General features: G+C 68.6%; 12 protein-coding genes and 1 tRNA gene. 5 read left to right on the top strand and 8 right to left on the bottom strand.

Annotated elements, in window-relative coordinates; genetic code table 11:
• Positions 1–99: 99 nt before the first annotated feature.
• From FHX52_RS21470 to FHX52_RS21455, 4 genes are all read right to left on the bottom strand, one after another.
• Positions 100–966 (bottom strand): hypothetical protein, encoded by an 867-nt coding sequence (locus FHX52_RS21470; protein ID WP_141824383.1) that lies wholly within the window; start codon positions 964–966, stop codon positions 100–102.
• 585 nt (positions 967–1551) lie between these two features.
• Entirely contained in the window at positions 1552–2154 is a 603-nt protein-coding gene (locus tag FHX52_RS21465; RefSeq protein ID WP_141824382.1) for a hypothetical protein, read from the bottom strand.
• A 596-nt stretch (positions 2155–2750) separates the two neighbouring features.
• A tRNA-Ser gene (locus FHX52_RS21460) sits at positions 2751–2840 on the bottom strand.
• A gap of 11 nt (positions 2841–2851) precedes the next feature.
• Entirely contained in the window at positions 2852–3364 is a 513-nt protein-coding gene (locus FHX52_RS21455) for a nucleoside deaminase (RefSeq protein ID WP_141824381.1), read from the bottom strand.
• A gap of 17 nt (positions 3365–3381) precedes the next feature.
• Here FHX52_RS21455 and upp point away from each other — a divergent pair, with 17 nt between their 5' ends.
• Positions 3382–4020, top strand: a complete 639-nt coding sequence (gene upp, locus FHX52_RS21450) for a uracil phosphoribosyltransferase (protein ID WP_141824380.1) — start codon at positions 3382–3384, stop codon at positions 4018–4020.
• A gap of 24 nt (positions 4021–4044) precedes the next feature.
• Here the strand turns inward: upp and FHX52_RS21445 are convergent, their stop codons facing one another.
• Positions 4045–5028, bottom strand: coding sequence for a small ribosomal subunit Rsm22 family protein (locus FHX52_RS21445; protein ID WP_246070312.1), 984 nt, complete (start codon positions 5026–5028; stop codon positions 4045–4047).
• A gap of 146 nt (positions 5029–5174) precedes the next feature.
• On the opposite strand from FHX52_RS21445, the gene FHX52_RS24015 reads away from it, so the two are divergent.
• The 3 genes from FHX52_RS24015 to FHX52_RS21435 all read left to right on the top strand — a co-directional run bounded on the left by FHX52_RS24015 (position 5175) and on the right by FHX52_RS21435 (position 7899).
• The gene (locus tag FHX52_RS24015; RefSeq protein ID WP_185747418.1) at positions 5175–5345 is read left to right on the top strand and encodes a hypothetical protein; all 171 of its coding nucleotides are present in this window, start codon (positions 5175–5177) and stop codon (positions 5343–5345) included.
• A gap of 54 nt (positions 5346–5399) precedes the next feature.
• A complete protein-coding gene (locus tag FHX52_RS21440) occupies positions 5400–6287 on the top strand; it encodes a PH domain-containing protein (RefSeq protein WP_141824379.1) in 888 nt (295 codons plus the stop codon).
• A 106-nt stretch (positions 6288–6393) separates the two neighbouring features.
• Positions 6394–7899: an amino acid permease gene (locus tag FHX52_RS21435; RefSeq protein ID WP_141824378.1), complete on the top strand. Its 1506-nt coding sequence runs from the start codon at positions 6394–6396 to the stop codon at positions 7897–7899.
• Between the two features lie 111 nt (positions 7900–8010).
• Here FHX52_RS21435 and pntB read toward each other — a convergent pair whose 3' ends face one another.
• From pntB to FHX52_RS21420, 3 genes are all read right to left on the bottom strand, one after another.
• Positions 8011–9396 carry a Re/Si-specific NAD(P)(+) transhydrogenase subunit beta gene (gene pntB, locus FHX52_RS21430; protein WP_141824377.1) on the bottom strand — a complete coding sequence of 462 codons (1386 nt, stop codon included), beginning with the start codon at positions 9394–9396 and terminating at the stop codon, positions 8011–8013.
• 3 nt (positions 9397–9399) lie between these two features.
• Positions 9400–10959: a Re/Si-specific NAD(P)(+) transhydrogenase subunit alpha gene (locus FHX52_RS21425; protein WP_141824376.1), complete on the bottom strand. Its 1560-nt coding sequence runs from the start codon at positions 10957–10959 to the stop codon at positions 9400–9402.
• Positions 10960–11121: 162 nt separating this feature from the next.
• The gene (locus tag FHX52_RS21420; RefSeq protein ID WP_246070311.1) at positions 11122–12042 is read right to left on the bottom strand and encodes a helix-turn-helix domain-containing protein; all 921 of its coding nucleotides are present in this window, start codon (positions 12040–12042) and stop codon (positions 11122–11124) included.
• A gap of 354 nt (positions 12043–12396) precedes the next feature.
• On the opposite strand from FHX52_RS21420, the gene FHX52_RS21415 reads away from it, so the two are divergent.
• The gene (locus FHX52_RS21415; RefSeq protein ID WP_141824374.1) at positions 12397–13761 is read left to right on the top strand and encodes an ABC transporter substrate-binding protein; all 1365 of its coding nucleotides are present in this window, start codon (positions 12397–12399) and stop codon (positions 13759–13761) included.
• Positions 13762–13849: the final 88 nt, after the last annotated feature.

Below are 13849 nucleotides of genomic sequence, written 5' to 3'. Positions count from 1 at the left end.
CGGCTCCTCGCGAATCGGGACCTACCGTTCGCCGGGGTCCCCGAGGGTGACCACATGCTCAGGGGCTCCGATGCACGCCCAAGGCGGACGGACGTGGATCTATTTGCGGATCCACGGCTTCGTCATGAAGATCGCTCCGCCGCCGCAGTCGCCGCCTTGCATCTTCGACAAGGTCAGAGCATGCCCGATCAGTGCGTACTCGAACGACGCGTCTCCAAAGGAGATCCGGTGCCCGTCGATGCGGTAGTTGTCGGCCAACCCGACCTCACGCTTGGCGGCCGGGCCGCCGACCTGGACCCAGACCACCAACGACCCGTGGTCCAGGTCGAGCTCGTACAGCACCTGAGGGCTTGTTCCCTCTGGGCCACCGACGCACCGGGCCCCGGCGGAATTGACCTTGGGCCAAGACACGCTCATCTGGTACGTGCCGTCGAGTGGTGTGCCCGAGGGGGTCGTGGCTGTTTGCACCGGTCGGGAGCTGAAGCGGATGCCGGCGAGGAGGTCGTTGAAGGACGCGACCTTGGCGGCCACGTCGGCGGCCTTCATGGCCTTGTCGGTTCGGAGCCAGATGAGGATGGTCCGGTCGTGCACCTGCAGCACGGCGATGCGCAGCTGAAGCTCCGGCTGGAGTCCGAAGCAGGCGGGCGCGAGCGTGCCTTTGGCGGGGCACCCGAGGGACCCATCCATGCTGGTGTCGGTCGTGGCCGTGATGATGGTGGCTGTCTGGCCCGCGACCGTGGCGTTGGTCTGGTCACTGAAGTGGGCGCCGACCTTCGTCTGCCCGAGCAGGTAGCCCAGATAGTCGTTCGGGACCGCGCTTTCCTTCGGGTCGCCCGGCCGGTAGATGCTCTCGGGGGCAAGGATGCGCACGGCGGGCAGGTTGGGCTCCTCCCACGTGACGAAGTTGGCCTGCTCGATGGCCGGCTTGGGGTCCAGCCACGCCGGTGGGGTGACATCGAACGGCACCACGAACGAGGTACTCGCATACCCCCGAGGTGGCACGGTCGAAGTAGGCGATGATGCCGCCCGCGAAGCGCCAGCGGACGTTGCCGAGCCCGCCGTGGCGGAACAACCGGCGGCGAAGCCCGCCAGCAGTAGGGCTGCCGTGACGACCACCCCCAGCCGTATACCGCCCGTGGTTCGCCGGGCCATAGGGCCCGCGAGCGCGGGTGTCGCGGCGGTGACGGCATCCTGCGTCCATCGTGATCTGTTCATCTTCCACCTGTTTCGGTTGGTCGGGCGGCTTCCGCTGTGGTCGAGCGGGCCCGCCAGTACCTGGTCTGGGCACTCGGGTCGGGGACGGCGACGATCGGCCGAGGGACGTCCTGCGATTCACGCCGCCCACTTGCGCGGGTGGCCTCGTGTTCGACGCTCGCTCTGGCCCCGCTTTCGAGCGTCGTTGAGAAGGAGACCTCCTGACCTGGCTGGATGTGCCCGGGCGCATGCGTGCCGCCGAGATGGGCTGACAGGGTGTTCGGGTGCGACCGCCGACGCACAGAGCGGCAGGTGCCGTGCCGTGCCGAAGTCCTTCAGTGCGGCACACCCTTCCGGCTACGGGAGCAAGGCGAAGCAGAACGACTGGCCCTCAAACTGGGGGTGGGGACCGTGGATCGCTTGAACAGATCCATCGACGAACACGATCTGGCCTGCATCGTGTTGAACCAGCCCCGGGCCCTGCCCTTGGATGTGCACGGTGTTTCCGACCGTCCGTGCCGACCCGTCGGGGTAGTAGGTGTCCATCCACGTGTCCCGCTCGACGATCGTGTGCCCGTTGGCCGAGATGACGGCCCGGTAGTCGACGTGCACCGCGACGAACGCAACGGCGCCAGAGGGAGCAAAGAACACGCGGAAGGCCAGTACCTCGTCTTGCACGACGTCCACCGAGAACCCCTCTGGCGCGCATACCTCGGAGTCCACGAAGACCTCGTGCGAAGAAAACGTGCCGTGGTAAGGCGGAGACGCCCACGCCGCAGCCGGAACCACCATGAGACCGGCCATCCCGAGGGTGGCTAGAACTGTCGACCGGACACGCCCTCTTGCCCCCGGTCGCCGCCGCGGCACGAATGCCCGGACGATCAGAAGCAGCAAGAGCGCGGCGGCTACGGGGAGAGCGAACATCGGAAACCTCCTGGGCTGCTGGATGAACCTGGCCAAGCGAATGCGACGTTGTGGTCGGTCGCAGAGGATGCTGGCCCACGCGTCGTGCACCCCCCGGGCGAGGGCCGATTGGGGCTGGCGACCGAGACAGCCGTATGGGTGCAGCAACGTGCGTCCATCGTGAACGTGTGCATCCTTCACCTGCCTAGATCGGTGAGGTGTTCTCCCAAGCACTGCCGCGTGCACCCGCATCTGACGTATGCGCTTGTTGGTCGTGGCGACGCGGCGACGAGCTGAGGCCGCCGAGGACTCCTTGACTCTTACGAGCCCTAACGCGCGGCCTCGGTTGCAGGGGCCACCGGACTTTCTCCCGGGCCGCCGTTGGCGCCGTGGTTTCAGCGCGGTGCTTGAACCGCCCGGCGTCAAGAGCGGCACACCAGGACCTCGAATGAGACCACTACGAGAAACGCCGGCCCTCGCCCGGAGGCTCGAACCGGCGTTTCTGCAGGTGACTGGCGGTGGCGGTGGGAACCGTCGCCTGCGCGCCGCGTCGTTCCTCGGCGCCCCGCTGGCTCCTCCCAAATCCCGCAGCGTCCAACAAAATGAGATGGACCGCCCCACTCGGCTTCGCTCCGGGGGCGGTCCATCTCATTTGGCGGTGGCGGTGGGATTTGAACCCACGGTGGAGTTACCCCCACACACGCTTTCGAGGCGTGCTCCTTAGGCCGCTCGGACACGCCACCGAGAGGAGACCTTACCGGAGCCTGCGGCCCTCGAAGAAATCCACCAGCAGGGCCGCCGACTCCTCCGCCCGCACCCCTCCGATGACCTCGACGTTGTGCGTCGCGAGGGGGTCGCGGGTGAGGTCCCAGACCGATCCGCACGCTCCCGCCTTGGGGTCCCACGCACCGAAGACGACGAGCTCAGCCCGCGCCGCCATCAGCGCACCGGCACACATGACGCAGGGCTCGAGGCTGACCGCGAGGGTGCATCCCTCGAGCCGCCAGGTCCCGAGAGCGCGCGCCGCCTCGCGGATCGCCACGACCTCGGCGTGTGCGGTCGGGTCACCGTGCCCCTCGCGCTCGTTGCGGCCGCGTCCGACGACGACGCCGTCGGGGTCGACGACGACCGCGCCGACGGGCACGTCGCCCGTGCTCCGGGCTGCCGACGCGAGCGCCAACGCCTCACCGAGCCACGCGGCATACCGCTCCTCGGTGTCGTCGGGGACGGTATCGCCCCGCGAGGGGGTCTGCGAATGCTTGGCCACACGCTAAGTTTCCACCCATGGACGTCCACGTCGCAGACCACCCGCTCATCGCCCACAAGCTGACCTACCTGCGCGACAAGCGGACCGACAGCCCGACGTTCCGACGCCTCGCCGAAGAGCTCATGACCCTCCTCGCCTACGAGGCGACCCGCGAGGTGCGCGTCGAGCCGTTCGAGATCGAGACGCCGGTGGCGCCGACGACCGGCATCAAGCTGTCCAACCCCAAGCCGCTCATCGTGCCGATCCTGCGCGCGGGGCTCGGCATGCTCGAGGGCATGGTCCGCCTCCTGCCGAGCGCCGAGGTCGGCTTCCTCGGCATGCAGCGCAACGAGGAGACGCTCGAGCCGGTCACCTACGCGAACCGGCTGCCCGACGACCTCACCGGCCGTCAGGTCTTCGTCCTCGACCCGATGCTCGCGACGGGTGGCTCGATGGCCGACGCCATCCGCTACCTCATCGACCGCGGCGCCGACGACATCACCGCCGTCTGCCTCCTCGCCGCGCCCGAAGGTGTCGCCCACCTCGAGTCCGCGCTCTCCGACACCGGCGTTCCCGTCAAGCTCGTGACCGGCACGATCGACGAACGGCTCAACGAGAAGGGCTACATCGTCCCCGGCCTCGGCGACGCCGGCGACCGCCTCTACGGCACTGTCTGACAACCGATTTCGTATGCCGTCCGCTCAGGGCAGCACGTCGCCCCACTCCGCGTCCCTCGCGTCGCGATACCGTTGACCCTGCTTCTTCGAGATCACCTCTCGCCCGGCGGTGCCGTCGGGTCGGCAGACCTGGAACTCGACGAAGCCCTTGCGCTTCAAGGGATGTCGAAGGATTCTGCCGGAAGTCCGTCGTGTGCCAACGGTGCCCGGCCGCGCTCCTGCGACCCACGAGAACTTCTCGTCCTCGTAGGAGAGCTCACCGCCCTTGATGCGGCGGTGCTCGGCGGAGCGGTTGACCCGCGCCGAGAAGTGGCACCAGTCCCCTGGTGCCAGCGGACACGCTCCGGCGTGCGGGCAGGGTCCGAGCAGCTGCCACCCGAGATCGCGGATCGCCGTGCGGGCGTGAAGGATCCGCTCATAGCCGTCAGGCGTGCCCGGCTCGACGATGACGACCACCGTGCCGAGCGCCAGGGCGTCGGCGACGAGCCGCTCCTGCTGCGGCACGTCGAGCTCGCTCAGCACGTAGGAGACGGTGACGAGGTCTGCAGCTTCGTGCGGCCAGGCGCCCGCAGCGGCCCGGGTGAAGCTCGCCTCTCGCAGCACCTCGACCGGGGCCGACCCGACGAGGCGCTCGCCGAGTCGCAGCGCCTCGACGGCCTGGTCGAGCACCGTGATCTGCCGCAGCGAGGGGAAGACCTCTGCCGAGGCCCAGGCCGCCGCACCGGTGCCCCCGCCGAGGTCGAGGTGGCTCACCGGCTCGACACCGGTCGCAGCCACGGTCTGGAGCACCCGGGTCAGGGCCGCGTGCGTCGCGGGCATCCGGTAGGCGGCATACGCGGCGACCTTGTCGGCCGAGTCGAGGATGGGCGGCCCGGCCGGGGCCACCGACCGGTAGCGGCCGATCAGCGCCTCGGTGGCCGACGCCAGGGCTGCGGGCCCGACCCCGCGCGTGACGTCGGCGATCGCCTCACGCAACGCGGCGGCATACGTCGGGGGTGGCAGCGGCACGTCAGGAGACTAGCGGCCGGTCGGCAACACGCGGGCGCCCCAACCGCACCTCACGAGTCACTTGCGGCACACTGGTGCCACCCCTGTGCCGTGGCCCGTCGGGGTCGGACCGCAGCATCACCCCGAGAGCCGAGGAGCGACTGATCGTGGGCAGCAAGGCCAAGAAAGTCATCCTGTTCATCGTGCTCGCGTTCTTCGTCTACGCGGTCTTCACGTCACCCACGAAGGCCGCCGACATCGTGGGCAACATCTGGGGCGTCATCGTCGACGGCTTCAACGCGATCCTCACCTTCTTCAACTCGCTGCTCAACCGATGAGGCCGGCGCACGCACGCGCCCGAGCGGTCTAGCCTGAACGGGGAGGTCACCGGCATGGCACTGCGACACGACGAGGTCCCGGCAGGGCTCGAGCCCATCCTGCTCCCGGGCGAGAAGCTCGTGACCGCGGTGCGCTCCCACTGGGTCAGCATCGCCGAGCCGATCGTCACGATGTTCCTCGGCCTCGCCGTCGCGGTCTGGGTCGACTCCAACGTCACCCGCAGCACGCAGGCGGTCGGCACGATCGTGTGGCTGGGCTTCATCTTCCTCGTCCTGCGGATGCTCTGGCGGCTCCTCGACTGGCACCACAGCTGGTTCGTGGCGACGGACAAGCGCCTGCTGCTGCGCTACGGCATCATCACGCACAAGGTCGCCATGATGCCCCTCATCAAGGTGACCGACATGAGCTACGTCCGGTCGATCCCCGGGCAGTTCCTCGGCTACGGCCGCTTCGTCCTCGAGAGCGCCGGTCAGGACCAGGCCCTGCGTGAGATCAAGTGGGTGCCACAGCCCGACGAGACCTACCGCGCCATCTGCGCCGAGATCTTCCACATCACGCCGCCCGCCGGGGAGCCCATCGACGGCGACGACGCCGACCCCGACTTCGGCGGCTTCGGCGGCACCGGCGGGCTGGGTGGACCCGGCGCCGGCGGTCCCGTCGGGCCTGGCGCGGGCGGTCCCACGGGCTACGGCGGCTACCCCGGAGCGGTACCGGGCGGATACGTGCCCCCGGTCAGCCCGATCACTGCCACACCGCAACCCCAGGAGCCGGCCTTCCCCGACGTCCACGGCACCCACGACCCGATCCAGGAGCGTCTCGACTCCTACTCCCGGGCAGTGCCGATCCAGAAGCGCAAGGACGGCGAGACCGTCTACGAGAGCGACGACATCAAGCGTCGGAGGCGCGGGGCCGACACCGGGCCCATCTGGCCGCAGTCCTGACGCGGGTCGACACGCACGGCCCGCGGCGGCGAGCATCTCTCGCCCTGCGGGCCTGCCGGGTCTAGTTTGGGTCAGATCACCCGACCCACCCCGCTCGGAGGTCAGTATGAGTGTCTTTCGCACCAAGTCGATCGAGCAGTCCCTGGCCGCCGCGGACGAAGCCGACCACCAGCTGAAACGGCGCCTGTCGGCGCTCGACCTCGTCGTCTTCGGCATCGGCGTCATCATCGGCGCCGGTATCTTCACCGTCACCGGACGAGCCGCCCAGCAGTATGCCGGCCCAGCAGTCGTCTACTCCTTCATCCTCGGCGCCGTGGTGTGTGGCCTCGCGGCCCTCTGCTATGCCGAGTTCGCCTCGACCGTGCCCGTCTCCGGCTCGGCGTACACCTTCTCCTACGCCACCCTCGGCGAGATCATCGCGTGGGCCATCGGGTGGGACCTGCTGCTTGAGCTCATGCTCGGCGCGAGCGTCGTCGCGCAGGGCTGGTCGACCTACTTCGTCACCCTGCTCGACCAGCTCGGCATCACCTGGCCCGCGGCCCTGGGCCCGGCGGAAGGCTGGCACTTCGACGTCCCTGCCTTCATCCTCGTCGCCGCGCTGACCCTGCTCGTCGCCAAGGGGATCAAGGAGTCGATGCGGGTCAACCTCGTGCTCGTCGGCGTCAAGCTCTTCATCGTCCTCTTCGTCATCATCGCCGGCATCGGCTTCATCAACCGCGACAACTGGACGCCCTTCATCCCGCCGTCGGCCCCGGGGGCCAAGGGCTCCGAAGGCATTCATGCGCCGGTGCTCCAGCTCATCACCGGCATGACACCCGCCACCTTCGGCGTGCTCGGCATCATGTCGGCCGCAGCGCTCGTCTTCTTCGCCTACATCGGCTTCGACGTCGTCGCGACGACCGCCGAGGAGGCGAAGAACCCGCAGCGGGACCTGCCGCGCGGCATCATCGGCTCGCTCGTCATCTGCACGATCCTCTACGTCGCAGTGGCCCTCGTCATCACCGGCATGCAGCCATACAACGAGATCGACCCCAAGGCCGCCTTGGCCAACGCCTTCGTGGCCGTCGGCAAGGACGGTTACGCGACCCTCATCTCCGCGGGCGCAGTCGCGGGCCTCACGACCGTCGTCATGACGCTCATCATCGGCGCCACCCGGGTCACGTTCGCCATGAGCCGCGACCGGCTGCTCCCGCCCTCCCTGGGAGTCACCAACCCCAACACGGGCACCCCGGTCAAGCTGACCCTGATGATCGGTGGGGCCGTCGCGGTGGCTGCGAGCATCACGCCGATCGGCACGCTCGAGGAGATGGTCAACATCGGGACGCTCTCGGCGTTCATCCTCGTGTCGCTCGCCGTCCCGATCCTGCGCAAGCGTCGCCCTGACCTCAAGCGCGCCTTCAAGGTGCCGGGCAACCCGTGGATCCCGTGGCTCTCGGCGGCGTTCTGCTTCTACCTGATCCTCAACCTCAGCCTCGAGACGTGGATCCGCTTCCTCGTCTGGATGGCCATCGGCTTCGTCATCTACTTCCTCTACTCGCGGCACCACAGCAAGCTGGCGACGGGCGCGGACGCCGCCCGCGCCGAGCCGTCCGAGAAGATCAGCGAGCGCTGATCAGGCCGCGCTCTCGATGACGACGAAGTGCTCTCTCGATCACAGGAATCGAGAGAGCACTTCGTCGTATGGCCGAGCCGCTGACGTGCTGCTCCCGCGGACGGAGCTGGCTCAGAGAGCCTTGATGATGTCCTCGACGCGCTCCTTGGCATCACCGAAGAGCATGGCGCTGTTGTCGCGGAAGAAGAGCGGGTTCTGCACCCCCGCGTAGCCGGCCGCCATCGAGCGCTTGAAGACGACGACCTCCCTCGCCTTCCAGACCTCGAGCACCGGCATGCCGGCGATCGGCGAGGTGGGGTCCTCGGCCGCCGCGGGGTTCACGGTGTCGTTGGCGCCGATGACCAGGACGACGTCGGTATCGGGCAGGTCGGGGTTGATCTCGTCCATCTCGAGCACGATGTCGTAGGGCACCCGCGCCTCGGCGAGGAGGACGTTCATGTGCCCCGGCAGGCGACCGGCGACGGGGTGGATGCCGAAGCGCACGTCGACCCCCCGCTCACGCAGCTTGGCGGTGAGCTCGGCGACGGGATACTGCGCCTGCGCGACGGCCATGCCGTAGCCCGGTGTGATGACGACCGACGACGAGTGGGTCAGCAGGTCGGCGACCTCGGCCGCGCTGGTCTCGCGGTGCTCGCCGTAGTCGACGTCGGCGTTGGACACCGCGCCGTCCGAGCCGAAGCCACCGGCGATGACGGAGACGAACGAGCGGTTCATCGCCTTGCACATGATGTAGGACAGGTAGGCACCGGAGGAGCCGACGAGCGCGCCCGTCACGATGAGCAGGTCGTTGCCGAGCATGAAGCCGGCCGCCGCCGCCGCCCATCCGGAGTAGCTGTTGAGCATCGACACGACGACGGGCATGTCGCCGCCCCCGATCGAGGCCACGAGGTGCCAGCCGAAGGCCAGGGCGATCGCCAGCATGAGCAGCAGGGGCACGATCGAGTGCGACGCGACGAACCACACGAGCAGCGCCGTCGACGCGACGAGCGCAGCGAGGTTCATCCAGTGCCGCGCCGGCAGCATCAGCGGCTTGCTCGAGATGCGCGCCGACAGCTTGAGGAAGGCGACGATCGAGCCGGTGAAGGTCACCGCACCGATGAACACCCCGAGGAAGATCTCGACGAGGTGCACGGCGTCGCCGCCGCCCACGTCGGCGAGGTAGGTGTTGATGCCGACGAGCACCGCCGCCGCACCGACGAAGGAGTGCAGCATCGCGATGAGCTCGGGCATGCCGGTCATCTCGACTCGGCGGGCCCGCCAGATGCCGATGCTCGCGCCGATGGTCATCGCGACGATGATCGCGACCCAGTTGCCCCAAGCGGCGTCACGCAGGGCCAGCCAGAGCGTCGCGACGAGGGCGATGGCCATGCCGATCATGCCGAGGACGTTGCCGTCGCGGGCGGTCTCGTGCTTCGAGAGCCCGGCGAGGGAGAGGATGAAGAGCAGGGCCGCCACGATGTAGGCGGCGCTGATGAGGGCGGTGCTGACGTCGGTCACGGGTCAGCCCTTCCGGAACATCGTGAGCATGCGGCGGGTCACCGTGAACCCTCCGAAGATGTTGATGCTCGCGATGAGCGTGGCGATGAAGGCGAGCACGAGTATCACGCTCGAGGTGGCCCCACCCGAGGTCGACGTCGTGCCCAGCTGCAGCAGGGCACCGACGACGATGATGCCGCTGATGGCGTTGGTCACCGACATCAGCGGGGTGTGCAGCGCGTGGTGCACGTTGCCGATGACGTAGTAGCCGATGACGACGGCGAGGGCGAAGACCGTGAAGTGTCCGAGGAAGCTCGCCGGCGACACGGCGGCAATGAGCGCGAAGACCACCGCGCCGATCGCCATCCCGACATACCTGCGTCTCGGATCCTTCGGCTTGTCAGGCGCTTTCACCACCGCCGCGGCCGGAGCAGCCACCGGCGCCGCCGACACCTGGATCGCCGGCGGCGGCCAGAGCAGCTCGCCGTCGCGCGCCACCGTCATGTTGCGCTGCACGACGTCGTCGAAGTCGAGCACCAGCTGCCCGTCCTTGCCGGGCGTCAGCAGCTTCATGAGGTTGACGAGGTTCGTGCCGTAGAGCTGCGAGGCCTGCGTGGGCAGCCGGGCAGCGAGGTCGGTGTAGCCGATGATGCGCACGCCGTTCGCGCTCATCACCATCTCGTCGGCCACGGACCCCTCGACGTTGCCGCCGTTGGAGGCCGCCATGTCGACGATGACCGAGCCGGGCTTCATGGCCGCGACCATCTCGGCCGTGATGAGGCGCGGTGCCGGACGCCCCGGGATGAGCGCCGTCGTCACGACGATGTCGGCGTCGGGGACCTGGGCGGCATACAGCTCCGCGGCGCGGCGGTTGTACTCCTCGCCCATCTCCTTGGCATAGCCGTCGGAGGACGTGGCCGCCGCGTCGACCTCGGGCATCTGCACCGCGAGGAAGTCCGCGCCCATCGACTCGACCTGCTCGGCCACCTCGGCGCGGGCGTCGGTCGCGCGCACGATGGCACCGAGCGAGCGCGCCGTGCCGATCGCGGCCAGACCCGCCACGCCGGCACCGGCGACGAGCACCTTGGCCGGCGGCACCTTGCCCGCAGCGGTGACCTGGCCCGTGAAGAACGACCCGAACTCGTGCGCCGCCTCCACGACCGCGCGATAGCCCGCGATGTTCGCCATCGACGACAGCACGTCGAGCGACTGGGCGCGGCTGATGCGCGGCACGGCGTCCATCGCCATCGCGGTCACACCGGCGGCCCGCAGCTTCTCGACGAGCTCGGGGCTGAGCGCCGGCGCCAGGAGCGAGACGAGGACCGTGCCGGCGCGGAGCCGCCCGATCTCCTCGTCGCTCGGCGCGTTGACCTTGTGGACGATGTCCGCGCCCCACGCCTCCTCAGCGCTGACGACGCGAGCCCCCGCGGCGGCATACGCCAGGTCGTCGAAGCTCGCGAGCGCGCCCGCGCCACTCTCGATCACGACGTCGTAGCCGAGCCCGACGAGCTGGCCGACGGTCTTGGGCGTCGCCGCGACCCGCGTCTCACGGGGACGACTCTCTCGTGGGACACCGATGAGCACGGCGACTCCTTCGCACTGAGGGGCAGGGGCTGGTCCCGAACCTAGAGCACGACCGGCTGGTAGGCCCGGCAAGTGCCACTCGAATCACACCGGTATGCCGCGCCGCCCGATGGCGGTGTCCACCCCGTGGGCGCCTCCGCGGTCACGCGGGCCTGTCGCGAGTCACTGCGACGGCGCCCGGCGACCGAGGCTGAACAGCTCGGGAGGCGGCTTCTGGTCGGACTCCAGACGGCGGTAGGCGCTCGGTGTGCTGCCCACCTCCGCAAGGAACTGACGGTTGAAGTTGGCCATGTTGTGGTAGCCGCTGCGCTCGGCGATCTGGGCGACCGAGTCGTCGGAGGTGTCAAGAAGACGTCTGGCGTAGGCGATCCGCAGCTTCTTGACCATGCTCGAGAACGTCATCCCGGTTGCGGTCTTGAAGTACTTCGAGAAGGTCGGCTCGGACATGTAGGCGAGGCGGGCAGCCGTCGACAGCCGGATGTCACCGGTCAGGTTGTCGAGGATGTAGCTGAGCCCGGCCTCACCGGCGTCGCGTGACGCCGGGTCGGTGGGTCGGCCCAGCCACTCGCTCGCGACGAGCTCGTACTCGTCGGTCGGGGCGTGCGCGAAGAGCGCGAGCAGCTTGAAGAGGTGGGCCAGCTGCTCGACGCCGTGGCTGTGGACGCACGCCAGGATCGTCTCGGCCGCGCGCCATGCGGTCGCGCCGGAGAACACCAGCCCGCGGGTCGAGCGCTGGAGCAGCTCGGACACCTCGGCGAGCTCAGGCAGGTGCTGGCTCGCCCCCCGGATCCACTCGTCACTGAACTGGATCACGGCGTCGCGGTCGACGGCGACCTGGCCCTCAGCGAGGTCGCTGACCCAGTCGTGCGGCAGGTTCGGACCCATCATGCTGACGTGACCGGGCGCGAAGGTCCCGATGTGGTCGCCGGCGATGAAGCTCCCCCGGGTCTTCGTGATGAGGTGGATCTCGTACTCGGGGTGGTAGCCCCAGCCGCAGATCTCGCTCGGGAAGTCGTGGGTGAGCACGCGCACGGACGCCTGCGGATGGGGCGGGATGACCTCTCGACGGATCGGGGCGCCCATCTGGGACCCCGACGGTGACGAGGTGGTACTCCCCCCGGTCGGGTGGGCCGTTCCTCGGTCGAGAGTCTCGCTGGATCGATACGAAACCATCATGCCCTTCGTCGGCCTGGGACCACGTTGTCTCCACCTCGTGCGGGGAGCGGCACCGAAGCGCGCCTCCCGACCGAGCCACCACGCAAAATCGTATCAACGACAGAGGGTCCATGGTGCTTGTTGACCCCGTCGTCCCGTCAATACCGTTCCGGCTAGTTCCAGTCAAGAACTGTTGCGGACGTCACACCGATCGGTGTGCCTGTCTCGCCCGTGATCGTCGAGCTCGGGCCGGAACGAGATTGCCTACCAAAGGAGTTGGGAATGCTTGCGAACAAGCGCATGCTCGCGCTGGGGACGGGCGCGGTGGCGGTGGCCATGACGGTGACTGCCTGCTCGTCCGGAGCCGTGCAGTCCGGGAACGGGTCGACCGGCGGCGCCGGCGGCGCCGTCACCCTCAAGGTGGCCACGGTGAACAACGGCCAGATGAAGGACATGGAGAAGCTCAAGACCGAGTACGAGTCGGCCAACCCCGGCGTCACGGTCAACTTCCAGGTCATGGAGGAGGGCGATCTCCGCGCCGCCGTGACCGCCGACGTCGCCAGCGGCGCCGGGCAGTACGACATCGTCACCATCGGGGCCTACGAGACGCCTCAGTGGGGCGCCAACGGTTGGCTCGTCGACCTCACCCCGGACCTGCAGGCCGACTCGTCGTACGACGTGAACGACCTGCTCCCGCCGGTGCGCGACGTCAACTCGTACGACGGCAAGCTCTTCGCCGTCCCGTTCTACGGCGAGTCCTCGATCCTCATGTACAACAAGGAGGTCATGGACAAGGCCGGGGTGACGATCCCGCAGAACCCGACCTGGCAGCAGGTCGCGGACGCAGCCAAGAAGGTCAACACCGCCGACATGGCAGGCATCTGCATGCGCGGCAAGCCGGGCTGGGGTGACCTGTTCGCCCCGTTGACGACCGTCGTTCAGACGTTCGGCGGCAACTGGTACGACAGCAACTGGAAGGCCACGGTCGACACCCCGGAGTGGAAGGAGGCCGTCGGCTTCTACAAGAAGATGCTCGACGAGTCCGGCGAGAAGGACCCGGTCTCCTACAGCTTCAACGAGTGCCTGACGGCGCTCAAGGAGGGCAAGGCCGCGATGTGGGCCGACGCCTCCGTCGCCGCCTCGATGCTCGAGGCAGCCGACTCGCCGGTCAAGGGCAAGATGGGCTACGCCCACATGCCCGTCGACAAGACCAAGGAGTCCGGCTGGCTGTGGAGCTGGAACCTCGCCATCCCGACGTCGACGAAGCAGAAGGACGCGGCCCTCAAGTTCGTCAAGTGGGCCACGAGCAAGGACTACATCAAGCTCGTCGGCAACAAGATCGGCTGGTCCAACGTCCCGCCCGGCTCGCGCACCTCGACCTACTCGATCCCCGAGTACAAGGAGGCCGCCAAGGCGTACGCGCCCATCACCCTCGACGTGATGAGCTCGGTCAACCCGAAGCAGCCGGGAGTCAACCCCCAGCCCTGGGTCGGCATCCAGTACGTCTCGATCCCCGAGTTCCAGGACGTCGGCAACCAGTGCGCCCAGCTCGTCGCGGACTACCTCGCCAACCGCGGCACGATCGACGACGCGCTCAGCAAGTGCCAGAGCGTCGCCCAGGCAGCCGGCGACAAGCACAAGAAGTGACGTCCCGCTGACGAACCGGTGACACGTGGTGCCGGGTCCGGCACGCCCCGGACCCGGCACCACCCCACCTTCCCACCCTGCAGTCGCA

It is taken from the genome of Humibacillus xanthopallidus (assembly GCF_006717145.1).
Lineage (GTDB): Bacteria > Actinomycetota > Actinomycetes > Actinomycetales > Dermatophilaceae > Humibacillus > Humibacillus xanthopallidus.
Note: the sequence above shows the minus strand (reverse complement) of the source record. Positions and strands in the feature narration are given on the sequence as shown.

Bases quoted from the DNA above. Each gene is read 5' to 3' on its own strand.
- FHX52_RS21440 (WP_141824379.1), top strand. From the start codon at position 5,400: ATGGCACTGCGACACGACGAGGTCCCGGCAGGGCTCGAGCCCATCCTG.
- FHX52_RS21420 (WP_246070311.1), bottom strand. From the start codon at position 12,042: ATGGGCGCCCCGATCCGTCGAGAGGTCATCCCGCCCCATCCGCAGGCG.
- FHX52_RS21435 (WP_141824378.1), top strand. From the start codon at position 6,394: ATGAGTGTCTTTCGCACCAAGTCGATCGAGCAGTCCCTGGCCGCCGCG.
- FHX52_RS21415 (WP_141824374.1), top strand. From the start codon at position 12,397: ATGCTTGCGAACAAGCGCATGCTCGCGCTGGGGACGGGCGCGGTGGCG.
- upp (WP_141824380.1), top strand. From the start codon at position 3,382: ATGGACGTCCACGTCGCAGACCACCCGCTCATCGCCCACAAGCTGACC.